Genomic DNA, 22,504 nt, shown 5'->3' with positions numbered 1-22,504 from the left:
CCGGCACAGACTGGTACTCCTCCTGAGGCCGCCGCAGAACCCAGGGAGTGACGCATGCCCGAGGCCCCGCGCCTGGACAGCAGGACGACACCGACCGACGAGGAGGTGCGCACCCTCGACGCGCACTGGCGCGCCGCCAACTACCTGGCGGCCGGTCAGATCTACCTCCTGGCGAACCCGCTGCTCACCGAGCCGTTGCGGCCCGAGCACATCAAGCCGCGGCTCCTCGGCCACTGGGGCACCTCACCCGGGCTCAACCTCGTGTACACCCACCTCAACCGCGTCATCAAGGCGCGGAACCTGGACGCCCTGTGCATCTGGGGGCCCGGCCACGGCGGGCCTTCCGTGCTCGCCAACGCGTGGCTGGAGGGCAGCTACGGCGAGAAGTACCCCGACGCGTCCCGGGACGCCCGGGGCATGGAGCTGCTCATGCGGCAGTTCTCGTTCCCCGGGGGAGTGCCCAGCCACGTGGCCCCGGAGGTGCCCGGCTCGATCCACGAGGGCGGCGAACTCGGCTACTCCCTCGCCCACGCCTACGGCGCCGCCCTCGACCACCCCAACCTGCTCGTCACCTGCGTGATCGGCGACGGCGAGGCGGAGACGGGCCCCCTCGCCGGGTCCTGGCACGCCAACAAGTTCCTCGACCCGGTGCACGACGGTGCCGTCCTGCCCGTCCTCCACCTCAACGGCTACAAGATCGCCAATCCGACCGTGCTGTCCCGGCTCCCCCGGGAGGAGCTCGACGCGCTGCTGCACGGTTACGGCCACGAGCCGATCCACGTCACCGGCGACGACCCGGCGACCGTGCACCGGGCCATGGCCGAGGCCATGGACGACGCCCTGGACCGCATCGCGCGGTTCCAGCGCGCCGCCCGCGAGGAGGGCGCGACACAACGCCCGCGCTGGCCCGTGATCGTGCTGCGCACCCCCAAGGGCTGGACCGGACCGGCCGAGGTGGACGGCGACCCGGTCGAAGGCACCTGGCGGGCGCACCAGGTGCCGCTGTCCGGGGTCCGCGACAACCCCGAGCACCTGCGCGCGCTGGAGGACTGGCTGCGCTCCTACCGGCCCGAGGAGCTCTTCGACGCCGACGGCCGCCCGGTCGACGACGTCCTCGCCTGCGTCCCCGAGGGCACCCGGCGCCTGGGCGCCACCCCGTACGCCAACGGCGGGCTGCTCCTGCGCGACCTGCCGGTGGCGCCCCTGGACGACTTCGCCGTGCCCGTCGACAAGCCCGGCGCGACACTGCACGAACCGACCCGGGTCCTCGGCGACCTGCTCGCCCGCCTCATGCGCGACACCGCCGACCGGCGCGACTTCCGCCTGGTCGGCCCCGACGAGACGGCCTCCAACCGGCTCCAGGCCGTCGTCGACGCCGGCGGCAAGACGTGGCAGGCGGAGACGCTCCCCGTCGACGAGCGACTCGACCGGCACGGCCGGGTGATGGAGGTCCTGTCCGAGCACCTGTGCCAGGGCTGGCTGGAGGGCTACCTGCTCACCGGCCGGCACGGGCTGTTCTCCTGCTACGAGGCGTTCGTGCACATCGTCGACTCGATGGTCAACCAGCACATCAAGTGGCTGCGCACCTCCCGCCGCCTGCCGTGGCGCGCCCCCATCGCCTCCCTCAACTACCTGCTGACCTCGCACGTCTGGCGGCAGGACCACAACGGCTTCTCCCACCAGGACCCCGGCTTCGTCGACCACGTCCTCAACAAGAGCCCCGAGGCCGTCCGGGTCTACCTGCCGCCGGACGCCAACACCCTGCTGTCGGTCGCCGACCACGCGCTGCGCAGCCGCGACTACGTCAACGTGATCGTGGCCGGCAAACAGCCCTGCTTCGACTGGCTGACGATGGACGAGGCCCGGGTGCACTGCGCCCGCGGTGCCGGCACCTGGGAGTGGGCCGGCACCGAGGACGGCGGCGAGCCCGACGTCGTCCTGGCCTGCGCCGGGGACGTCCCCACCCAGGAGACCCTGGCCGCGGCCCACCTGCTGCGCCGGCACCTGCCCGAGCTGTCCGTCCGCGTGGTGAACGTCGTGGACCTGGCCCGGCTGCTGCCCCGGGAGGAGCACCCGCACGGGATGAGCGACTTCGAGTACGACGGGCTGTTCACCACCGACAAGCCGGTGATCTTCGCCTACCACGGCTACCCCTGGCTGATCCACCGCCTCGCCTACCGCCGCACCGGCCACCGGAACCTGCACGTGCGCGGCTACAAGGAGGCCGGCACCACCACGACGCCCTTCGACATGGTGGTGCGCAACGACCTCGACCGCTACCGCCTGGTCATGGACGTCATCGACCGGGTCCCCGGCCTCGCCGTGCGCGCCACGGCCGTACGCCAGCGGATGGCCGACGCCCGCACCCGCCACCACGCCTGGATCCGCGAGCACGGGACGGACCTGCCCGAGGTCGCCGAGTGGAGCTGGAACGCCTGAGCCGTCGGCGGCGTCCTCCAAGCCGGTAGGCTTCCCGGGGCACGCAGGGAGGCTCGGCGAAAGGAACCGGCGTTGCACGTCCAGGAATGGCTCGAAACCGTACCGGCGGTCGCCGTCTACGCGCTCGTGGGAGTGGTCATCGGCCTGGAGAGCCTGGGCATCCCGCTGCCCGGGGAGATCATTTTGGTCTCCTCCGCGCTGCTCGCCTCCCAGCACGGCGACATCGACCCCGTCGTCCTCGGCGCCTGCGCCACGGCCGGCGCGATCATCGGCGACTCGATCGGCTACGCCATCGGCCGCAAGGGCGGGCGGCCCCTGCTGGCCTGGCTGGGCAGGAAGTTCCCCCGGCACTTCAGCGAGGGCCACATCGCCACCGCCGAGCGGTCCTTCGAGAAGTGGGGCATGTGGGCCGTCTTCTTCGGCCGCTTCGTCGCCCTCCTGCGCATCTTCGCCGGCCCCCTCGCGGGCGTGCTGCGCATGCCGTACTGGAAGTTCCTGATCGCCAACGTCCTGGGCGGCATCGTCTGGGCCGGTGGCACGACCGCCGTCATCTACTACGTCGGCATCGTCGCGGAGTCGTGGCTGAAGCGCTTCTCGTGGCTGGGGCTGGTGGCGGCGGTCCTGGTGGGCCTGACCTCCATGCTGGTCCTCAAGCGCAAGGCGAAGAAGGCCGGCCAGAACCTGGAGGCGACCGGGGCGCCGACCTCCTAGGGACGCCGCGCCCCCCGTCCCGTCTACGCGTGCGCGTCCCGGTGGGCTTTCGCCAGCTCGGCGTACATCGTGCCGTTCAGGGTGACACCCTGCCGCTCCTCCTCGGACAGCTCCCGCCGGACCTTCGCGGGCACCCCGGCCACGAGCGAACCGGGCGGCACGACCATCCCCTGCGGCACCAGCGCCTGCGCGGCGACCAGGGAGCCCGCACCGATCACCGCCCCGTTCAGCACCGTCGCCCCCATGCCGACCAGGCAGTCGTCCTCGACGGTCGCGCCGTGCACCACCGCGTTGTGCCCGATGCTGACCCGCTCACCGATCCGCACGGGGAAACCGGGGTCGGCGTGCAGGGTGCAGTTGTCCTGGACGTTGCTGCTCGCGCCGACGGAGATCTCCTCCACGTCGCCGCGCACCACGGCCCCGTACCAGACGCTCGCCCCGGCGCCCAGCGTCACGCCCCCGATGACGGAGGCCGTGGGCGCCACGAACGCCGTCCCGTCGATCTCCGGTTCCCGGCCGCCGATCCCCATGACCATCGCCCGCTGTGCCATGCCCGCCTCCACTGACGTCGTTGCCGATCCGCACCGTACGCCACGCCGTGGGGCGAAGATCACAGGCCCTCTCCGTCATGGGGGCCGGCCCGGCTGAGTACGGTGACTTCCGTGCCGAAGCGCAAGAACACGTTCTCATCCTGGCGGCGGGGCCTGACGCAGCGCGCCGTCCACGCGGGCTGGGCCTGGCTCCAGCGGACGGCCTCGGTCACCGCCGAGCACCCCGGCCGGTACCGCTTCGGCGCGATGGGGACGGGCACGAGGCTCGCCTTCCCGCTCGGCACGGTCTTCGGCGAGCCGTGGATCCGCCTCGGCGCGCACTGCATCATCGGCGAGCAGGTCACCCTCACCGCGGGCCTGATGCCCGACCTCGACCTCGGTCCCGACCCGATCCTGCGGATCGGCGACGGCGTGGTCCTCGGCCGCGGCAGCCACGTCATCGCGGACACGACGGTCACCATCGGCAGTGACTGCTACTTCGGGCCCTACGTCTACGTCACGTCCACGAACCACTCCTACGACGACCCGCACCAGCCGATCGGCAGGCAGTGGCCGCGCATGGAGCCGGTGGAGATCGGGCCGGGCTGCTGGATCGGCACCGGCGCGGTGATCCTGCCCGGCGCCCGGATCGGCCGGAACGTGGTGGTGGCGGCGGGCGCGGTCGTCCGGGGCGCCGTGCCGGACCACTCCGTCGTGGCGGGCGCGCCGGCCCGCGTCGTACGCCGCTGGACCCCCGGCGACGGCTGGCAGCCGCCGCTGCGCACCCCGGCGCCGGTGCCCATCCCGGAGGGGGTCACGCCCGAGCAGCTGCGGGCGCTGTCGGAGCTGGCCGAGGAGGCCGCGGCCGGACTCGCGGAGCTCGAACCGGGCTCCTGAGCCGCACGGCGGGCCGGCCGCCCGCGGGCTCAGCCCGAGGCCAGCAGGACCGTACCGACCAGGGCCAGTCCGGCGCCCGCCGCCTGGACCGCCCGCAGCCGCTCACGCAGCACACCGCGCGCGGCCACCGCCGTCACCACCGGGTAGAGCGAGGCGAGCACGGCCGCCACCGTGACCGGCCCCTGCTGGGCGGCGATCGAGTAGGTGCCGTTCGCGGCGACGTCCGCCAGGCCCACGAAGGCGAGAGCGGGTAGGGCGTGCCAGGGGAAGCCGTCCGCCGGGAGCGCGGGGGCGCCGCGCCGCACCGAGACGTACAGGGCCGCCCCGCCCGCGGCCACGTTGGTCACCCGCTGCACGAACAGGGCCAGGAACAGACCGGTCAGGGTGTGCGACGCCTCGGCGATCAGGGCCATCACCGCGCCGAACCCGAAGGCCGCGAGCAGGGTCAGGGCGATGGCCTGGCGCTGCACGGGCGCGCCGCGCAACTGCGGCCCGCCGGCGAGGCAGATGCCGGCGACCGCGACGAGGATCCCGACGAACTGCAGCAGGCCGGGGCGCTCGCCCAGCACCAGTCCCACCCCCACGGGCACGGCCACGCCGATCGACCCCAGCGGCGAGACCACGCCCATCGGCCCGAGGGCCAGGGCCTTGTAGAAGGCCAGCATCGCCACCGGCCCGACCAGCCCGGCGGCGACGGCGAACCACAGCTGCGGCCCGGCCTCGCTCCAGCCGCCCGTGGCGACGACGACCGCACCCAGGACGACGACCGCGATCGACTGCGAGACCACGACCACGGTGAGCGCGGGCGTGCGGCGGGTCAGCAGTCCGCCGCCGAAGTCGGCCAGGCCCCAGAGCAGGCTGGTGGCCAGGGCGAAGAGCGCTGTCATGGAACGGATGCCTCGCAGTACAGTTCAGTGGACGATCAGGTCAACCACACCATAGTGCAGCTCGCTGAACTATGTCATACAGAATATTGGACGGAACGTGTCGGACCTCGACCTGCTGACCCAGTCCCTGGCGCGCAGCGTCAAGCACTGGCGCGCGGTGCGCGGCTTCACGCTGGACGTGCTCGCCGCCCGCGCCGGAGTCAGCCGCGGCATGCTCATCCAGATCGAGCAGGCCCGCACCAACCCCAGCCTGGGCACCGTCGTGAAGATCGGTGACGCGCTCGGCGTCAGCATCACCACCCTCCTCGACCACGAGCAGGGCCCGAACGTCCGCGTCGTCCCCGCCGAGCAGGCCGTCCGGCTGTGGCACACCGACGCCGGCAGCTACAACCGGCTGCTCGCCGGCACCGAGGCCCCCGGGCCGCTGGAGATGTGGGACTGGAGGCTGATGCCCGGCGAGAGCAGCCCCTCCGACCCGCATCCGGCCGGCACGACCGAACTGCTGCACGTCACGGCCGGGGAGCTGACGCTCACCGTCGACGGGGCCGAGCACCGGGTGCCCGCCGGCGCCAGCGTCCACTTCGAGGCCGGCGTGCCCCACACGTACGGCAACACCGGGGACGTGCCGATGGAGATGGTCATGGCCGTCTCGGTGCCGCCCGTCTCCTGAGACGCCCGGGCGGCGGGCCCCGCGGTGTTGTTAGCGTGCGGCCATGCGCGCACCCCTCGGACACTTCGACGACGCCCGGCCCGCCCCCGCCTGCCTCGACGAGCTGACCGCCCCCGTAGCCGACGCCGTACGCCACTGGCGGGGCAGCGTCCCCGCCGACCGGATCGTCTACGTCGAGACCGACCCCGCCTGGGCCGACACCGCGACCTTCGTGGAGCACTACGGGCAGGACCTGCTGGAGCGCTCCGCCAACTGCGTGGTCGTCGCGGGCAAGCGCGGCGGCGGGACCACGCTCGCCGCGTGCGTCGTGCTGTCCACCACCCGGGTCGACGTCAACGGCGTGGTCCGCCGCCGACTGGGCGCCCGCAAGGCCTCGTTCGCCGCGATGGACACCGCGACCGGTGAGACCGGCATGGAGTACGGCGGCATCACCCCGATCGGGCTGCCCGCCGACTGGCCCGTCCTCGTGGACGCGGCCGTGGTCGACCTGCCCTACGTCCTCGTCGGCAGCGGCCGGCGCCGCGGCAAGCTGCTGGTCCCGGGCAAGGCCCTCGCCGAACTGCCGGGCGCCGAGGTCGTGGAGGGCCTCGGAGCTCCCGTTCCGTAGCGCGCCGCCGCGCCCGGGCGCTGCTCGGCGAAACGCCCGCGTCTCCGTCTCCGGCACCAAGCGGTCCACCGAGGCCGCCTACAGCGCGGCGACGGCCCTCGTCACCGCCCCAGTCGGGGGATCTCGATGGCCGGGCAGCGGTCCATCACCATCTCCAGACCCGCCGCGCGGGTCCGTTCGTACGCCGCCTCGTCGACGACGCCGAGCTGGAACCAGACACCCTTCGCGCCCTTGGCGACGGCCTCGTCCGCGACCGCGCCGGCCAGGTCGCTGTTCACGAAGACGTCCACGACGTCCACCTCGAAGGGGATGTCCGCGAGGCTCGCGTACCCCTGCTCGCCGTGCACCGTCTCCGCCTTCGGATGCACCGGCACCACGCGCTTGCCGAAGCGCTGGAGCGTCGCGGCCACGCCGTACGCGGCACGCTGCCGGTTCGACGACAGGCCCACCACGGCCCAGGTGTCGCCGAGTTCGGTGAGAATCCTGCGGACCGCTGCCTCGTCGCCGTACACCGGTGACCTCCTCGGGAGTCGCAAAGGAACTGTTCCCGGTCAACGGCCCGGGCAGCCCGGTGATTCCCCGGCACCCCCGTGATAGCTTGCCGAGGCCAGTCGAACCCATGTACGTGGGTCAGGGAATCCGGTGCGAATCCGGAACTGACGCGCAGCGGTGAGGGGGACGGGCGGGGCCTCGGCCACTGGACGCACCGCGTGTCCGGGAAGGCGCCCCGATCCGGACGAACCCGAGTCCGAAGACCTGCTGGCGGCCCCCGCGGCCGACGCGGCGGGGGAGCACTGTACGACCGGGCTCCGCGACCGAGCCCTCGACGACCGAGGACTGGTTCCCCGTGCCCCTCGCCCGACCCGCCCGCGCGGCCGCCCTGCTCGCCGTCTGCTCCCTGCTCCTCGCCGGTTGCGGCGGCACGGAACCCTCCGGCCGCCATGACGGGAAGACAGCCGTCACCCTCCGCAACTGCGGGCACGAGGTCCGCGTGGAGTCCCCGCCGCGGCACGCCGTCTCCCTCGACCAGGGCACCACCGAGATCCTGCTCTCCCTCGGTCTCGCCGACCGCCTCGCCGGCACGGCCACCTGGACCGACCCCGTGATGAAAGGGCTCGAGAAGGAGAACGCCGAGGTGCCGCGGCTCGCCGACAACAACCCCTCCTTCGAGCGGGTCCTGGACGCCGACCCCGACTTCGTGACCGCCTCGTTCGTCTCCACCCTCGGCAAGGGCGGCGTCGCCACCCGGGAACAGTTCGAGAAGCTCGGCGTCCCCACCTACGTCTCCCCGTCCGACTGCGCCGGCAAGGACAACAGCTCCGGCGGCGACGGCTCCCGCGGCAAGCCCCTCGGCATCGGCACCGTCTACCGGGAAGTGCGCGACCTGGCCGCGATGTTCGGCGAGCGGGAACGCGGCGACCGGCTCGTGGCCTCCCTGCAACGGCGGATGGACCAGGCCACCGCGGGCCTCGACGCCTCCCGGGTCACCCTCCTGTACTGGTTCGCCAACTCCGACTCGCCCTACATGGCGGGCTGCTGCGGCGCGCCCGGCATCATCACCCGGGCCCTCGGCGCGCAGAACGTCTTCGACGACACCCACGACGAGTGGCCGCAGATCAACTGGGAGACGGTCGCCGACCGCGACCCGGACGTCCTCGTCATCGGCGACCTGACCCGCACGTCGCAGACCGCCGAATCGGCCGCGAAGAAGATCGCCTTCCTGGAGTCCAACCCGGTCACCCGGACCATGGACGCCGTCCGCCACCGGCGGTACGTGCTGCTCAGCGGGCAGGCCATGAACCCGACCATCCGCACGGTCGAGGGAGTGGAGCAGGTGGCCGCGGGGCTGCGCCGGTTCGGGCTGGCCGGGTGACCGCCCCGGATCCGGCCGGCCCCCGCGTCCGCCCTCGCCGCGCCGCCGGGCTCGCGCTGGGCGCGGCCGGAGCCGTGACCCTCGTGGTCTCGGTCGCCGCGGCCATCACGATCGGCCCCGCCGACATCGGCGTCGGGGACGTGTGGTCGGTCGTGGCCGCCCATCTCGGCCTCGGGGAGTCCGGGCTGACGCCCGTGCGGGACGGCATCGTCTGGCAGCTGCGGCTGCCGCGCACCCTCCTCGCCGCCGTGTGCGGGGCCGGACTCGCCGTGTGCGGGGCGGTGATGCAGTCGCTGCTGCGCAACCCGCTGGCCGACCCGTTCGTGCTCGGGGTGTCCTCCGGCGCCTCGACGGGAGCGGTCGCCGTCGTCGTGCTGGGCGTCGGCGGGGGTGCCGTGTCGGTGTCCGCGGGCGCGTTCTTCGGCGCCCTCGTCTCCTTCGCGCTCGTGCTGCTGCTCAGCCACACCCTCGGCGGCACCACCGACCGGGTCGTCCTCGCGGGCGTGGCCGCCATGCAGCTGTTCTCCGCGCTGACCTCGTTCGTCGTGATGACCTCGGCCGACGCCGAGACGACCCGCGGCGTGCTGTTCTGGCTGCTCGGCTCGCTCGGCGGCGCGGGCTGGACCGACGTCCGGCTGTGCCTCGCCGCACTGGCCGTCGCCCTGACGATGTGTCTGGGGTACGCCCGTACGCTCGACGTCTTCGCCCTCGGACAGGACACCGCCGCCGCTCTCGGGGTCTCCGTGGCCCGGACCCGCCTGGTACTGCTGTGCGTCACGGCCCTGCTCACGGCCGCGCTGGTCAGCTCCGCCGGGGCCATCGGCTTCGTCGGGCTGGTCCTGCCGCACGCCGCCCGGGCCCTCACCGGCCCCGGCCACGTCCGGCTGCTGCCGGTCACGGCCCTGGCCGGCGCCGTGTTCCTGGTGTGGGTCGACACCCTCGCCCGGACCGTGCTGGACCCCCAGAGGGTCCCGGTGGGCGTCGTGACGTCGCTCGTCGGGGTGCCGGCGTTCGTGGCGGTGCTGTACCGGACACGGAGGGTGCGATGAGCGGCCCGGACCGCCCCGGCGCCGCACGGAGTCCGGACAAGTCGGCGTGGAGCGCCGTGAGAAGGGCCGGGCCCGACTGCGCAAGCAGTGCCGCGCGCCGGGCGCCGCATGCCCGGCAGCCCCGCCTGCCGTTCCCGCACGACGTGCCGACCAGCCGCCGGTTGCTGGAAATGGCGCGTCGATCGGTGTCCTGAGCTGCTCTTCCTGGGTACTCGCGTGAACACCGCCGACGAGTCCGAAGCTCACCGGTGCGGATCGGACCAAGAGAGGGACGAGGGTGATCGTCGTGTCGACCATGCAGCCACCCCCTGCCGGAAGCAGAGCCGGCCAGGGCGGCTTGATGCTGCAGGCGCTGGTCGCCACCGCGATCGCCGCCCTGGCGGTCCCGCTGCCCGTGTGGGCCGCGGCACTGATCGTCACCGCGGTGCTGGGGGTGATCGCCGCGATCATGGCCCTGAGTGGAAAGAAGCAGGTTGCGCAGGGTGCTCCGCCCACCCCGGAGAAGACGATCGACAGCGTGAAGGCAGACGTGGCCGAGATCAAGGAGAGTGCACAGCGATGACCCGACCGTCCCAGGACGAGCCCACCGCCTCGAACCCGCATCAGGTGCGCGACCAGGTCGAGCGCACCCGTCAGGAGCTCGGCAGGACGGTCGAGGCCCTGGCGGCCAGGACCGACATCAGGGGCCGCGCCCAGGAAAAGGCAGCCGAGGTCAAGGAACAGGCCGCTGCCAAGGCCGGCGAGCTGAAGGCCGAGGCCGTCCGGGCCACCTCCCGGCTGCAGGACAAGCTGCCCGACCCGGTCCGCGCCCAGGCGGCCCACGGCACCCGACTGGCGCGGGACAACCGCACCGTGCTGCTGGCCGCCGCCGGTGCCGGTGTCGCGTTGTGGCTGCTGTGCCGCACGAAGAGGTGAGCCGGTGAAGGCCCTCGAAGTCGCCTTCGGTCGGCCGGTCTTGCTCCGAGGGCCCTGAGCGGTGGCTCAGTCCTCGAATTCGAATTCCGGGACGAGTGTGACGTCTCTGCCGGTCCGTACGCGGTAGAGGATCCGGAGCCCCTGGGGCCCGAGTGCGCGAATCGTGCCCCAGGGAATGGTCTGAGAGGCCAGGAGGCCGGTGAAGTTGGGATTGTCCTCGATCAGATCGAGGTTGACGCCGTTCTTGCGACGGCTGAGCGTCAGGGTGTCACGGGGCTGACGGATCTCCACGGTGCATTGCTTCGCGACGGAGAGGTGGAGTTGCTCGATCCCGCTCGCTCCGATGGTGGCACTTCTGTCCCGGACGGCCATGACGGCACCTCACTTCCTGTGTGCTCGTCGCCAGAGCCGCGACAAGCTGCCTTGGCGCAGCACCGTAGGGGACGCTTCGCACGATCCGGCACCGGATCGCCGACCGAGGGCGAAGCTCCCCCGTCCGGCGCGGCGGGGGAGGCGGCGAGGAGGCGCTGGAGCACCTGGCCGCCCGCAACGACCGTCGTCGCGCAGGAGAACCTCCGTCTCGCGGCGATGCCCCGTGCGCCGAAACGCCGTCCGGAACACGTCGCACGGGACCGCCGACCGGCCTAGGCTCGCCCTGTGCTGCGCATCATCGACGCCCGTACCGGCGAGCCGGCCGAGGCCGCCCCGGCCCACCGCGGACCGACCCTGGTCCGGGCGCACGCCGCCGGCTCCGCACTGACGGACCTGCGCGTCCTGCTCGTGGCCGATCTGCTCGTCCGGGCCCTGGAGATCGGGGGCTGCGTGGCGTCGGCGTGGCTCGACGGCGGGCCGTTGCAGCCGGAGCTGCGGGCCGGTGCCGTCGCGCTCGGCATGCGGTCCTTCGAGGCCGGACCCGACGCAAGGGTCAGGGGCACCCGGGTCGTCCATGTCGCCGCCGACGGCGGTCCCGAGCCGGACGGGCCGCGCGTCGCGGTCGCAGCGGCGAGCGGCCCCGGCCCGGCGGACCTCCCCGACCCCGCAGCCCTGCGCCTGGCTCTGCTGACCCGGCACCACGGCACCCCCGTCCACGTGGGGCCGGCCGCTCTCCAGGAGGCGGACGCCACGCTCACGCGCTGGCGCGAGGCGGTCGCCCGCTGGGCCCGCAGCCCTTCGCGCCCGGTCCCCGAGGACGTGCGCCGGCGGCTGCGCGAGGCCTGGGAGCACGACCTCGGCCTCCCGGCGGTGCTGGACGAACTGCGCCGGGTGGAGACCGGGCCCGAGGTGCCGGACGGGGCCCGCTTCGAGACCTACGCCCACGCCGACCGCCTCCTCGGCCTCGACCTCACCGCCGGCCTGGGATCCTCGTGATCGACCGTGCGGGAGGAGGCCCGCTGCGCCGCTTGGTGCTGCTGCGGCACGCCAAGTCCGCCTGGCCCGTGGACGCCGCCGACCACGAACGCCCCCTCGCGCCGCGCGGCCGCCGGGACGCCCCCGCCGCCGGGCGTGCCCTGGCCGAGGCGGACTGCCTGCCCGACCTCGCCCTGTGCTCCACCGCCGTGCGCGCCCGCGAGACGTGGGAGCTGGCCGCCGCGCAATGGGGCACACCTCCGCCCGTGCGGCACGACCGGCGGCTCTACGCCGCCGGGCCCCAGGGCCTGCTGAACGTGATCCACGAGGTGCCCGCCGAGGTGGAGACGCTGCTGCTGATCGGGCACAACCCCGGGCTGGAGGACCTGGTCCTGGCCCTCGCCGGGGACGGTCTCGACGACACCCTGGAGCGGGTCCGCACGAAGTTCCCGACCGCGGCGATCGCCGTCCTGTCCTGGCACGGCACGGCCTGGCACGCCCTCACCCCCGGAAGTGCGCTGCTCACCGCGCTGACCGTCGCCCGGGGCGACAGGAAGCACCACGGGCCGCACGCATAGGCTGGCCGGATGCAGGACGAATACCGCACGGTCGCCCGCGCGGCCGTGCACGAGACCGAGGTCAACCGCTCCCGCTTCCTGTGCGCCCTCGCCCCGGCGGCCACCGAGCAGGAGGCCCAGGAGTTCATCGCCGCGGTCCGCAAGGAGCACGCCGACGCCAACCACAACTGCTGGGCCTACGTCATCGGCGCCGACGCCTCGGTCCAGAAGGCGAGCGACGACGGCGAACCCGGCGGCACCGCCGGTCTCCCCATGCTCCAGATGCTCCTGCGCCGCGACATGCGCTACGTCGTCGCCGTCGTCACCCGCTACTTCGGCGGCGTCAAACTCGGCGCGGGCGGGCTCATCCGGGCCTACGGCGGCGCGGTCGGCGAGGCCCTGGACGCGGTCGGCACCCGCACCCGCCGCCGGTACCGCCTGGCCACGGTCACCGTCGACCACCAGCGCGCCGGGAGACTGGAGAACGACCTGCGCACCACCGGACGCGAGGTGCGCGACGTCCGGTACGGCGAGGAGGTCGACCTGGAGATCGCCCTCCCGGACGCCGACCTGGACGCCTTCCGGGCCTGGCTCGCCGACGTGACCTCCGGCACGGCCCGCCTCGAAGAGGGCGGCGAGGCGTACGGCGACGCCTGAGGACACGGGACGAAGCGGACGTTAACGGGTCACAACGCGCCTGCTGATGCCGGGCGATACGGGAGTAAGCACCCGTGATGTCGGCACCGGCGGTTAGTCTCGGGGGATCATGAGACTCCTGCACACGTCCGACTGGCACCTGGGCCGCTCCTTCCACCGGGTCGACATGCTCGGTGCCCAGGCCGAGTTCGTCGGGCACCTCGTCGCGACCGTGCGGGAGCGGGCCGTGGACGCGGTGGTCGTGTCGGGAGACGTGTACGACCGGGCCGTGCCGCCGCTCGCCGCGGTCGAGCTGTTCGACGACGCCCTGCACCGGCTCGCCGCCCTCGGTGTGCCCACCGTCATGATCTCCGGCAACCACGACTCGGCCCGCCGGCTGGGCGTGGCCGCCGGGCTGATCGACCGGGCCGGCATCCACCTGCGCACCGAGCCGTCGGCGGCCGGCACCCCGGTGGTGCTGGCCGACGCCCACGGCGACGTCGCCTTCTACGGACTGCCCTACCTCGAACCGGCCCTGGTCAAGGACGAGTTCGGCGTGGAGAAGGCCGGGCACGAGAGCGTGCTCGCCGCCGCCATGGACCGCGTCCGCGCCGACCTCGCGGGGCGGGCGCCCGGCACCCGCTCCGTCGTCCTCGCCCACGCCTTCGTCACCGGCGGGCAACCCAGCGACAGCGAGCGCGACATCACCGTCGGCGGAGTGGCCGCCGTGCCCGCCGGGGTCTTCGACGGCGTCGACTACGTGGCCCTCGGGCATCTGCACGGCTGCCAGACCCTCACCGACCGGATCCGCTACTCCGGCTCCCCGCTGCCGTACTCCTTCTCCGAGGCGGACCACCGCAAGAGCATGTGGCTGGTCGACCTGGCCGCCGACGGCACGGTCGGCGCCGAGCGCGTCGACTGCCCCGTGCCGCGTCCCCTGGCCCGCATCCGCGGCACGCTCGACGACCTGCTCGCCGACCCGGGTCTCGCCCGGCACGAGGAGGCGTGGGTGGAGGCGACGCTCACCGACCCGGTCCGCCCGGCCGACCCCATGGCCCGGCTCACCGAACGCTTCCCGCACACCCTCAGCCTGGTCTTCGACCCCGACCGCGAGCGGGAGGAGGGCGAGGAGTCCTACGCCCGGCGCCTGGCCGGACGCAGCGACCAGCAGATCGCCGAGGACTTCGTCGCGCACGTGCGCGGCACCGGGCCCGATCCGCACGAACAGCGCGTGCTGAGCGACGCGTTCGACGCGGTCCGCGCCGACGACACCGTGCGGGAGGTGGCCCGGTGAGGCTGCACCGGCTCACGGTCACCGCGTTCGGGCCCTTCGGCGGCACCCAGAGCGTCGACTTCGACGACCTGTCGGCCGCCGGCCTGTTCCTGCTGCACGGACCGACCGGCGCGGGCAAGACCTCCGTCCTCGACGCCGTCTGCTACGCCCTGTACGGCTCGGTCCCCGGCGCCCGGCAGACGGGCGGCCAGGGCACCGGCCTGCGCAGCGACCACGCCGCCCCCACAACCCGCACCGAGGTGAGCCTCGAACTCACCGTCGCCGGACGCCGCCTGGAGGTCACCCGCCAGCCGCCCTGGGAGCGCCCCAAGAAGCGCGGCACCGGCACGACCGTCGACAAGGCCCAGACCTGGCTGCGCACCTACGACGCGTCCGCCGGCGTCTGGAAGGACCTCAGCCGCTCCCACCAGGAGGTCGGCGAGGAGATCACCCAGCTGCTCGGCATGAGCCGGGAGCAGTTCTGCCAGGTCGTGCTGCTGCCCCAGGGCGACTTCGCGCGGTTCCTGCGCGCCGACGCCGAGGCCCGCGGCAAGCTGCTGGGCCGCCTCTTCGACACCCGCCGCTTCGCCGACGTCGAGAAGCGCCTGGCCGACCGCCGCCGCGCCACCGAGACGCGGGTGCGCGAGGGCGACGCCGAGCTGCTGGCCGACGCCCACCGGATGCAGCAGGCCGCCGGCGAGGCCCTGCGGCTGCCGGAGCTGACCCCGGGCGAACCCGGGCTCGCCGAGGCCGTGCTGGGCGCCGCGGCCGTGGCCCGCAGCACCGCCCGCGAACAGCTCACCGTCGCCGAGTGCACCCTCGCCGCCGCCGAGTCCGCGCAGACCGCCGCCACCCGTGCCCTGGACGCCGTGCGCGAGCTCGCCCGGCTGCAGCGCAGGTTCGCCGAGGCGCGGCAGCGGGCGGCGCGGCTGGAGGAGGGGGCCGGGGCGTTCCGGGAGGCACAGGCACTCATGGAGCGGGCCCGCAAGGCCGAGGGCGTCGCCCCCGCCCTGGACCTGCGGGAGGCCGCCGAGGCCGCACACCACCGGGCGGCCGCCGCCGAAGCGCGCGCCCGCGCCCTGCTGCCCGCCGACTTCGCCGACGCGGGAGCGTCCGGTCTGGCCACCGCCGCCCGCCGCGCCGCCGAGGAACTGGGCGGACTCGACGCGGCCCGCCGCGCCGAACGCCGGCTGGCCGAACTCCACGACGAACGCACCGGCCTGGACCGCCAGGAGCGCGCCGACGCCGACCTCCTCCAGGAGGCCGAGGCCTGGCTCGACGGCTGGGAGGAGGCCCGCACGGCCCTCCAGACCCGCGTGGACCACGCCCAGCGGGCCGCCGCCCTCGCCGAGCAGCTCGCCGTGCGGCGTGAGCCCGCCCGGCAGCGGCTGGCCGCGGCCCGGCTGCGCGACCAGCTCGCCGGGGACACGGAGAAGGCCGTCGAACAGGTCCGCACCGCGCAGGAGGAGGCGTTGCGGGCCAAGCAGCACTGGCTGGACCTGAAGGAACAGCGGCTGGCCGGCATCGCCGCCGAACTCGCCGAGAGCCTCGCCGACGGCGAACCCTGCGCGGTGTGCGGCGCCACCGAGCACCCCGCACCCGCCCGCAAGGTCGCCGGGCACGTCGACCGCGAGGCCGAGGAACGCGCCCTCGCCGCACACCAGCGCGCCGAGGAGCAGCGCGCCGAGCACGAACGCCGCCTCGGCGTCGTCCGGGAGGCCCTGGCCGCCGCCACCGCCGAGGCCGGTGACGCACCCACCGCCCGGCTGGCCACCGAGGCGGAGGAACTGGAGGAGGAGTACGCGCGGGCCCGCGGCGCCGCCGCCGAACTGCACTCGGCCCAGGAGCGGCTGCGCCAGGCCGGACTCGAGCACGAGCGGCGCGTCGCCGCCCGGCAGGAGGCCGCCGTCCGGGCCGCCTCCCGGGTGGGGCACCGGGAGCGCCTCGACCGTGAGCGCACCGCCCTCCAGGAGGAACTGGACCGGGCGAGGGGCGCTGCGGAGAGCGTCGCGGCCCGCGCGGCGCAGCTGGAGCGGCGCACCGCACTCCTCCAGGACGCCGCCGACGCCGTCCGCGCGGCCGCGGACTGCGCCCAGCGCCTGAAGGAGGCCGACGCCCGGCTCGCGGACGCCGCCTTCCGCGCCGGCTTCGAGACCCCGCAGGCCGCGGCCGCCGCCCTCCTCGACGACGCCGCCCACCGGGAGCTGCAGCGGCGGCTGGACGCCTGGCAGCACGAGGAGGCAGCCGTCCGGGCCGTCCTCGCCGAGGCGGACACCGCCGAGGCCGCCGCGCGGCCACCCGCCGACGTGGCCGCGGCGCAGGAGGCCGCCGACCGGGCGGCCCGCCGTCTGCGCGACGCCGCCTCCGCCCACGACGCCGCCCGGAGGCGCTGCGCCGAACTCGACCGGCTGTCCGCCCGCGCGCAGGCGGCGATGCGCCGACTGGCGCCGCTGCGCGAGCAGTACGACCGGGTGGCCCGGATGGCGGGCCTCGCCGCGGGCACCTCGGCGGACAACGAGCGCCGGATGCGCCTGGAGTCGTACGTGCTGGCGGCCCGGCTGGAGCAGGTCGCCGCCGCCGCGACCGTGCGGCTGCGCCGCATGTCGTCCGGCCGCTACACCCTCGTCCACTCCGACGACCGCACCGGGCGCGGCCGCAGCGGTCTCGGACTGCACGTGGTCGACGCCTGGACCGGCCGCGAACGCGACACGGCGACGCTCTCCGGTGGCGAGACCTTCTTCGCCTCCCTCGCGCTCGCCCTCGGCCTCGCCGACGTCGTCACGGACGAGGCGGGCGGGGTGCGGCTCGACACCCTCTTCATCGACGAGGGCTTCGGCAGCCTCGACGACCAGACCCTCGACGAGGTGCTCGACGTCCTCGACTCCCTGCGCGAGCGCGACCGCAGCGTCGGCATCGTCAGCCACGTCGCCGACCTGCGACGGCGGATCCACGCCCAGCTGGAGGTCGTCAAGGGCCGCTCGGGATCGGTCCTGAGGCAACGGGGCGCCGGCTGAGACCGGTCAGCGGCCCAGAGCACGCCGGGGGAGCGGCGAGGAGTAGACGACGCTCGTGGTCACCGACCCCAGCGCGCCGATCTTCCCGGACACCTCCTCCAGGTGGCGCATGGACCGCGCCGTGACCTTGATGACGAAGCAGTCGTCGCCCGTGACGTGGTGCGCCTCCAGGATCTCCGGCGTGACGGCGACCAGGTCGTGGAAGGGCTTGTAGTTGCCGGTCGGGTACCTGAGCCGGACGAACGCCAGGATCGGCAGCCCCAGCCGCTCCGGGTCGACGACCGCCGTGTAGCCCCGGATCACCCCGGCCTCCTCCATGCGGCGCACGCGCTCGGTGACCGCGCTCGCCGACATCGACACGGCCCGGGCCAGCTCGGCGAAACCGGCCCGGCCGTTGTGCTGGAGGACGTCGAGGATGCGCCAGTCGGTGCTGTCCGGGGAATAGTCGGTCACTCCCGAGGAATAGCAGGGGAATCCCCGGCGGATCAAGGCCGGGGCCGGGGATCGCTCCTTCAACGGGCGGGTCGGGGTCCGTAGGTTCTTGTCCATGACCACCACCGTGAATCCCGTCCTGCGGGTCGCGCCGGCCGCACCGGCGCAGGCCGCCGCGTACTTCGGGGCCGCCCTCGCCTTCCACACCGACGTGTCCGACGTCTCCGCCGCGCTCGCGGCGGGCGGGGACCCGGGCTTCGTCCTCGTCGACTCCCGTGCCACCCGGGCGTGGGAGCAGGGGCACGTCCCCGGCGCGCTCCACCTGCCGACCGCGCTCGTCCGCGAGCAGGCCGCGCGGCTCCTCGATCCGTCCGTGCCCGTCGTCACGTACTGCTGGGGCCCCGGCTGCAACGGCGCCACCCGCGCCGCGCTCGCCCTCGCCGAACTCGGCTACCGGGTCAAGGAGATGCTCGGCGGCTTCGAGTACTGGGTGCGCGAGGGCCTGGCGTTCGAGACCCGGGGCGGCGCCGTCCACCGGGACCCCGACCCGCTGACGGCCCCCGTGGACGCGGACGACTGCGGCTGCTGAACCCCGCGTCCAAGCCGAGGAGTTGACCCTGTAGGTTCGTGCGCCATGGTGCGATACGCGGAACCGGGCGTCGTGGAGTGGGTGGAGTCGGGCGGCGGGCCGCTGATCGCGGTTCCCGAGACCGTCCTGCCGTTCTGGGCGGGCGCCGACGGCGAGGAGACGGCGTCGGACTACGACCGGGCCTGCGAGGTCGACGGGCAGGCCGGGCTCCTCCCGGTCGGCGACGGCACCGCCCTCGTCCTGGGCGACGAACCGGCCGCGACGGCGTACCTCCCCGGCCACGGCCTGTTCGTCCGCTGGTGCGCGGCCGACTCCGAGGAGGAGCTGCTGGCGAGCCTCCCCTCGGCGGCCGCGACGGCCGACTGGGGGCCGGAGCTGGCCTGGAAGGTGCCCGGCCCCGTCCGTCTCTTCGACGCCGCCTGGCCCGGCACCGGCCTCACGGACGCCGACCAGGTCCGCGTCGCCCTGCGACCCGGCACCTACACGGTCAGCGCCGCGCGGGTCCAGCCGGGCCAGGAGACCTGGCTGGACCTCGTCCGGCTCCGGTTGCGCACGCCGAGGTGACCCCCGGGCGGGGGGCCTACAGCCGGGACAGTTCGTCCACGAGGTCGTCCAGCCCCAGCGACCCCTGCGACAGCGCCGCCATGTGCCACGCCTTCGCGTCGAAGGCGTCCCCGTGCCGCTTGCGGGCGTTCTCCCGGCCCAGCAGCCAGGCCCGCTCGCCGAGCTTGTAGCCGATGGCCTGCCCGGGCATGGACAGGTAGCGGGTCAGCTCGCTCTCCACGAAGTCGGCCGGGCGGCTGCTGTGCGAGCCGAAGAACTCCTGCGCCAGCTCCGGCGTCCAGCGCTCGCCGGGGTGGAACGGCGAGTCGTCCGGGATCGTCAGCTCCAGGTGCATGCCGATGTCGATGATGACGCGCACCGCCCGCATCATCTGCGCGTCCAGGTAGCCGAGCCGGCGCTCCGGGTCGGTCAGGAAGCCCAGTTCGTCCATCAGCCGCTCCGCGTACAGCGCCCAGCCCTCGGCGTTGGCGCTGACCATGCCGACGCTCGCCTGGTAGCGGGAGAGGTCTCGCGCCACGTGCTTCCACTGGGCCAGTTGCAGGTGGTGGCCGGGCACGCCCTCGTGGTACCAGGTCGACACCAGGTCGTACACCGGGAAGCGCGTCGCCCCCATGGTCGGCAGCCAGGTGCAGCCCGGGCGGGAGAAGTCGTCCGACGGCGGCGTGTAGTAGGGGGCCGCGGCGCTGCCCGGAGGGGCGATGCGCGACTCGACCCGGCGCACCCGCTCGGCCAGGTCGAAGTGGGTGCCGTCCAGGGCGTCCATCGCCTCGTCCATCAGGCCCTGGAGCCAGTCCTGGACCTCGTCGACGCCCTCGATGTGGGTGCCGTGTCCGTCGAGGTGGGCCAGCGCCTCCCAGGGGGTGGCGGCACCGGGGAGGATCTTCTCGGCCTCGCCCTTCATCTCGCCCAGCAGGCGGTGGTACTCGGACCAGCCGTAGGCGTACGCCTCGTCCAGGTCGAGGTCCGTGCCGTTGTACTGGCGCACCCAGCGGGCGTACCGCTCCCGTCCCACCACGTCCGGGGCGCCCTCGACGGCCGGTGCGTACACGTCCCGCATCCAGTCCCGCAGCCCGGCGACCGCCTCGGTGGCGGCCCGGGCGGCCGTGTCGAGTTCGGTCCGCAGGGACTCGGGGCCCGCGGCCGCGTACCCCTCGAACCAGCCGCGGCCCGAGCCGTCCGTGTCGGCCCACTCGCCGAGCTGCCCGACGAAGGTGGCCGTGGCGCGCGGCCCGCCGTACAGCTTGCGCTCCAGGCCCAGCGCCAGGGACTCCCGGTAGCCCTCCAGTGCGGCCGGGACCCCGCGCAGCCGCTCGGCGATCGCCGCCCAGTCCTCCTCGCTCTGCGCCGGCGTCACGGTGAACACCTGCCGCACCGCGTGCGCGACGGAGCTCAGGTTGCTGACGGAACGCAGGCCCTCGTCGGCCTCGTGCACGGCGAGTTCGGCGGTGAGCCGCTCACGCAGCAGCCGCCCGCAGCGGCGCTCGATGTCGCTGTCCGCGCCGGGCCGCCGCTCCGCCTCGTCCAGCCGGGCCAGCGTCCGGCGGGCCAGCTCCGCCAGCGCCTCCTGGCCGGCGGGCGAGGTGTCGGGGAGCCGGTTCGAACTCGCCTTGTCGCCGAGGAACGTGCCGGTGATCGGGTCGAGGGCGACGAGCTCGTCGACGTAGGCGTCGGCGACCTCTCGGGGAAGCGCGCTGGTGATCTCAGACATGCGGTCCATCCTGGTACGGCGGACCGCCCGCGTCACGCGGATTGAGCCGAGGGCGAAGGCGGCAGCAGCGGGCCGCACGCCCACTCCTGGAAGATCAGCCGCGTCTCCACCCGCGCCACCTCCCGCCGCGCGGTGAACTCGTCCAGCACGAGCCGCTGGAGGTCCGCCATGTCGGCCACCGCGACATGGACCAGGTAGTCGTCGGGACCGGTCAGATGGAAGACGGTCCGGGACTCGGGCAGCGCGCGGATCCGCTCCACGAACGGGCCGACCAGCTCCCGCCGGTGCGGCCTGACCTGCACCGACAGCAGCGCCTGGAGGCCCCGCCCGAGCTTGGCCGGATCCAGCTCCAGCCGGTGCCCGAGGATCACCCCCGAGCGCCGCAGCCGGGCCACCCGGTCCAGGCACGTCGAAGGCGCCACCCCGACCTGTGCGGCCAGATCCCGGTAGGTGGCCCGGGCGTCGTTCTGCAGCAGCCGCAGAAGATGAAGATCCACCGGGTCCAGTACGACAGATTCGGCCATCGGCCGAACGTAGCACGGGTTTCGCCCCCTCCGACCCGGCCGGTGTTCACCCTTCCGTCATGGACACAGCGAGCATGGGCGCCTACGACGACGTACGCACCGCACCGCGAGCACTCGCCACCGAGGCCGTGCACGCCGGCCGGGACGATCTCGCCCGGCAGGGGCTGCACGCCCCGCCGATCGACCTGTCCACGACCTACCCGTCGTACGACAGCCGCGGCGAGGCGGCCCGGATCGACGCCTTCGCCGCCACCGGCGCGGAGCCGGACGGACCGCCCGTCTACGGGCGGCTCGGCAATCCGACCGTGGCCCGCTTCGAGACCGCCCTGGCCCGGCTGGAGGGCACCGAGGCGGCGGTCGCCTTCGCCAGCGGCATGGCCGCGCTGAGCGCCGTCCTCCTCGCGCGCGGCGCGGCGGACCTGCGCCACGTCGTCGCCGTGCGCCCCCTGTACGGCTGCAGCGACCATCTGCTGACCGCCGGGGTCCTCGGCTCGGAGGTCACCTGGACGGACCCGGCCGGAGTCGCCGACGCGCTGCGCCCGGACACCGGGCTGGTGATGGTCGAGTCGCCGGCCAACCCGACGCTCACCGAGGTCGACCTGCGGGCCGTCGCCCACGCCTGCGGCTCGGTGCCGCTGCTCGTGGACAACACCTTCGCCACACCCGTCCTCCAGCGCCCGGCCGAGCACGGGGCCCGGCTGGTGCTGCACAGCGCCACCAAGTACCTCGGCGGGCACGGCGACGTCCTGGCCGGCGTCGTCGCCTGTGACGAGGAGTTCGCCGGGAAGCTGCGCCAGGTGCGCTTCGCCACGGGCGGGGTCCTGCACCCCCTGGCCGGCTACCTGCTGCTGCGCGGCCTGTCCACGCTGCCGGTGCGGGTGCGCGCCGCGTCCGCCACGGCCGCCGAACTGGCCCGCCGCCTCACCGCCGATGCGCGGGTGGCCCGGGTGCACTACCCGCGCATCGGCGGCGGCATGGTCGCCTTCGAGGTGCACGGCGACCCGCACGAGGTCATCGCCGGGGTCCGCCTGATCACCCCGGCCGTGAGCCTGGGCAGTGTGGACACCCTCATCCAGCACCCGGCGTCCATCAGCCACCGCATCGTCGACGCCGACGACCGCCGGGGCGCCGGGGTCGGCGACCGGCTGCTGCGGATGTCCGTGGGCCTGGAGGACGTGGAGGACCTCTGGGCGGACCTGGACCGGGCGTTGTCCGGCGCGGCCGGTGCCGCGGGGAGCCGCGCGAACGGGCGGCACACCGCCGTCCCCGCCCTCTGACCGGC

General features: G+C 74.3%; 24 protein-coding genes and 1 riboswitch. Of the genes, 17 read left to right on the top strand and 7 right to left on the bottom strand.

Going from position 1 to position 22,504, the window contains the following annotated elements; translation table 11 throughout:
• Nucleotides 1-54 precede the first annotated feature (54 nt).
• A complete protein-coding gene (locus ACH4C6_RS13085; RefSeq protein ID WP_398108634.1) occupies nucleotides 55-2,439 on the top strand; it encodes a phosphoketolase in 2,385 nt (794 codons plus the stop codon).
• 72 nt (nucleotides 2,440-2,511) lie between these two features.
• On the top strand, nucleotides 2,512-3,150 hold the full coding sequence (locus ACH4C6_RS13080; RefSeq protein ID WP_398108633.1) for a DedA family protein: 639 nt from the start codon (nucleotides 2,512-2,514) through the stop codon (nucleotides 3,148-3,150).
• A 23-nt stretch (nucleotides 3,151-3,173) separates the two neighbouring features.
• On the opposite strand, the gene ACH4C6_RS13075 is transcribed toward ACH4C6_RS13080, so the two are convergent.
• The gene (locus ACH4C6_RS13075; RefSeq protein WP_398108632.1) at nucleotides 3,174-3,701 is read right to left on the bottom strand and encodes a gamma carbonic anhydrase family protein; all 528 of its coding nucleotides are present in this window, start codon (nucleotides 3,699-3,701) and stop codon (nucleotides 3,174-3,176) included.
• A 111-nt stretch (nucleotides 3,702-3,812) separates the two neighbouring features.
• On the opposite strand from ACH4C6_RS13075, the gene ACH4C6_RS13070 reads away from it, so the two are divergent.
• Complete coding sequence (locus ACH4C6_RS13070) at nucleotides 3,813-4,577, top strand: acyltransferase (RefSeq protein ID WP_398108631.1); 765 nt, start codon at nucleotides 3,813-3,815, stop codon at nucleotides 4,575-4,577.
• 29 nt (nucleotides 4,578-4,606) lie between these two features.
• Here ACH4C6_RS13070 and ACH4C6_RS13065 read toward each other — a convergent pair whose 3' ends face one another.
• Nucleotides 4,607-5,464, bottom strand: a complete 858-nt coding sequence (locus tag ACH4C6_RS13065) for an EamA family transporter (protein ID WP_398108630.1) — start codon at nucleotides 5,462-5,464, stop codon at nucleotides 4,607-4,609.
• Between the two features lie 97 nt (nucleotides 5,465-5,561).
• On the opposite strand from ACH4C6_RS13065, the gene ACH4C6_RS13060 reads away from it, so the two are divergent.
• Together ACH4C6_RS13060 and ACH4C6_RS13055 are read left to right on the top strand one after the other, a co-directional pair.
• The gene (locus tag ACH4C6_RS13060) at nucleotides 5,562-6,134 is read left to right on the top strand and encodes an XRE family transcriptional regulator (RefSeq protein ID WP_333929834.1); all 573 of its coding nucleotides are present in this window, start codon (nucleotides 5,562-5,564) and stop codon (nucleotides 6,132-6,134) included.
• 43 nt (nucleotides 6,135-6,177) lie between these two features.
• A complete protein-coding gene (locus ACH4C6_RS13055; protein ID WP_398108629.1) occupies nucleotides 6,178-6,741 on the top strand; it encodes a YbaK/EbsC family protein in 564 nt (187 codons plus the stop codon).
• A gap of 101 nt (nucleotides 6,742-6,842) precedes the next feature.
• On the opposite strand, the gene ACH4C6_RS13050 is transcribed toward ACH4C6_RS13055, so the two are convergent.
• Nucleotides 6,843-7,253: a CoA-binding protein gene (locus ACH4C6_RS13050; RefSeq protein ID WP_398108628.1), complete on the bottom strand. Its 411-nt coding sequence runs from the start codon at nucleotides 7,251-7,253 to the stop codon at nucleotides 6,843-6,845.
• A 79-nt stretch (nucleotides 7,254-7,332) separates the two neighbouring features.
• A riboswitch (cobalamin riboswitch) is annotated at nucleotides 7,333-7,520 on the top strand.
• 68 nt (nucleotides 7,521-7,588) lie between these two features.
• On the opposite strand from ACH4C6_RS13050, the gene ACH4C6_RS13045 reads away from it, so the two are divergent.
• The 4 genes from ACH4C6_RS13045 to ACH4C6_RS13030 all read left to right on the top strand — a co-directional run bounded on the left by ACH4C6_RS13045 (nucleotide 7,589) and on the right by ACH4C6_RS13030 (nucleotide 10,578).
• Entirely contained in the window at nucleotides 7,589-8,614 is a 1,026-nt protein-coding gene (locus ACH4C6_RS13045; protein WP_398108627.1) for an ABC transporter substrate-binding protein, read from the top strand.
• Nucleotides 8,611-9,663 (top strand): FecCD family ABC transporter permease, encoded by a 1,053-nt coding sequence (locus ACH4C6_RS13040; protein WP_398108626.1) that lies wholly within the window; start codon nucleotides 8,611-8,613, stop codon nucleotides 9,661-9,663. Before ACH4C6_RS13045 ends, ACH4C6_RS13040 begins: the two co-directional genes overlap by 4 nt.
• A gap of 295 nt (nucleotides 9,664-9,958) precedes the next feature.
• Nucleotides 9,959-10,225, top strand: a complete 267-nt coding sequence (locus ACH4C6_RS13035; RefSeq protein WP_398108726.1) for a phage holin family protein — start codon at nucleotides 9,959-9,961, stop codon at nucleotides 10,223-10,225.
• Nucleotides 10,222-10,578, top strand: coding sequence for a DUF3618 domain-containing protein (locus ACH4C6_RS13030; protein ID WP_398108625.1), 357 nt, complete (start codon nucleotides 10,222-10,224; stop codon nucleotides 10,576-10,578). The genes ACH4C6_RS13035 and ACH4C6_RS13030 overlap by 4 nt, the downstream gene beginning before the upstream one ends.
• A gap of 66 nt (nucleotides 10,579-10,644) precedes the next feature.
• Here the strand turns inward: ACH4C6_RS13030 and ACH4C6_RS13025 are convergent, their stop codons facing one another.
• Nucleotides 10,645-10,950, bottom strand: a complete 306-nt coding sequence (locus tag ACH4C6_RS13025) for a hypothetical protein (RefSeq protein ID WP_398108624.1) — start codon at nucleotides 10,948-10,950, stop codon at nucleotides 10,645-10,647.
• Between the two features lie 285 nt (nucleotides 10,951-11,235).
• On the opposite strand from ACH4C6_RS13025, the gene ACH4C6_RS13020 reads away from it, so the two are divergent.
• The 5 genes from ACH4C6_RS13020 to ACH4C6_RS13000 all read left to right on the top strand — a co-directional run bounded on the left by ACH4C6_RS13020 (nucleotide 11,236) and on the right by ACH4C6_RS13000 (nucleotide 17,405).
• Nucleotides 11,236-11,946, top strand: coding sequence for a hypothetical protein (locus tag ACH4C6_RS13020; protein WP_398108623.1), 711 nt, complete (start codon nucleotides 11,236-11,238; stop codon nucleotides 11,944-11,946).
• Nucleotides 11,943-12,503, top strand: a complete 561-nt coding sequence (locus ACH4C6_RS13015; RefSeq protein WP_398108622.1) for a SixA phosphatase family protein — start codon at nucleotides 11,943-11,945, stop codon at nucleotides 12,501-12,503. The genes ACH4C6_RS13020 and ACH4C6_RS13015 overlap by 4 nt, the downstream gene beginning before the upstream one ends.
• Before the next feature lie 9 nt (nucleotides 12,504-12,512).
• Nucleotides 12,513-13,139: a YigZ family protein gene (locus ACH4C6_RS13010; RefSeq protein ID WP_398108621.1), complete on the top strand. Its 627-nt coding sequence runs from the start codon at nucleotides 12,513-12,515 to the stop codon at nucleotides 13,137-13,139.
• A gap of 109 nt (nucleotides 13,140-13,248) precedes the next feature.
• Complete coding sequence (locus ACH4C6_RS13005; RefSeq protein WP_398108620.1) at nucleotides 13,249-14,412, top strand: exonuclease SbcCD subunit D; 1,164 nt, start codon at nucleotides 13,249-13,251, stop codon at nucleotides 14,410-14,412.
• Nucleotides 14,409-17,405, top strand: coding sequence for an AAA family ATPase (locus ACH4C6_RS13000; protein WP_398108619.1), 2,997 nt, complete (start codon nucleotides 14,409-14,411; stop codon nucleotides 17,403-17,405). Before ACH4C6_RS13005 ends, ACH4C6_RS13000 begins: the two co-directional genes overlap by 4 nt.
• Nucleotides 17,406-17,411: 6 nt before the next feature.
• Here ACH4C6_RS13000 and ACH4C6_RS12995 read toward each other — a convergent pair whose 3' ends face one another.
• Nucleotides 17,412-17,858 carry an Lrp/AsnC family transcriptional regulator gene (locus tag ACH4C6_RS12995; protein ID WP_398108618.1) on the bottom strand — a complete coding sequence of 149 codons (447 nt, stop codon included), beginning with the start codon at nucleotides 17,856-17,858 and terminating at the stop codon, nucleotides 17,412-17,414.
• Between the two features lie 94 nt (nucleotides 17,859-17,952).
• On the opposite strand from ACH4C6_RS12995, the gene ACH4C6_RS12990 reads away from it, so the two are divergent.
• Together ACH4C6_RS12990 and ACH4C6_RS12985 are read left to right on the top strand one after the other, a co-directional pair.
• On the top strand, nucleotides 17,953-18,426 hold the full coding sequence (locus tag ACH4C6_RS12990) for a rhodanese-like domain-containing protein (RefSeq protein WP_398108617.1): 474 nt from the start codon (nucleotides 17,953-17,955) through the stop codon (nucleotides 18,424-18,426).
• Nucleotides 18,427-18,471: 45 nt separating this feature from the next.
• Entirely contained in the window at nucleotides 18,472-18,990 is a 519-nt protein-coding gene (locus ACH4C6_RS12985; protein ID WP_398108616.1) for an immunity 21 family protein, read from the top strand.
• Between the two features lie 16 nt (nucleotides 18,991-19,006).
• Here ACH4C6_RS12985 and ACH4C6_RS12980 read toward each other — a convergent pair whose 3' ends face one another.
• The gene (locus ACH4C6_RS12980) at nucleotides 19,007-20,698 is read right to left on the bottom strand and encodes a DUF885 domain-containing protein (protein WP_398108615.1); all 1,692 of its coding nucleotides are present in this window, start codon (nucleotides 20,696-20,698) and stop codon (nucleotides 19,007-19,009) included.
• A gap of 32 nt (nucleotides 20,699-20,730) precedes the next feature.
• Entirely contained in the window at nucleotides 20,731-21,222 is a 492-nt protein-coding gene (locus ACH4C6_RS12975; RefSeq protein WP_398108614.1) for an Lrp/AsnC family transcriptional regulator, read from the bottom strand.
• Between the two features lie 59 nt (nucleotides 21,223-21,281).
• Here ACH4C6_RS12975 and ACH4C6_RS12970 point away from each other — a divergent pair, with 59 nt between their 5' ends.
• Nucleotides 21,282-22,499: a trans-sulfuration enzyme family protein gene (locus tag ACH4C6_RS12970; protein WP_398108613.1), complete on the top strand. Its 1,218-nt coding sequence runs from the start codon at nucleotides 21,282-21,284 to the stop codon at nucleotides 22,497-22,499.
• Nucleotides 22,500-22,504 lie beyond the last annotated feature (5 nt).

The sequence above is a fragment of the Streptomyces sp. NPDC017943 genome, assembly GCF_044328425.1.
Lineage (GTDB): Bacteria > Actinomycetota > Actinomycetes > Streptomycetales > Streptomycetaceae > Streptomyces > Streptomyces djakartensis_A.
The sequence above is the reverse complement of the archived record's forward strand: the minus strand, read 5'-3'. Positions and strand labels throughout refer to the sequence as shown.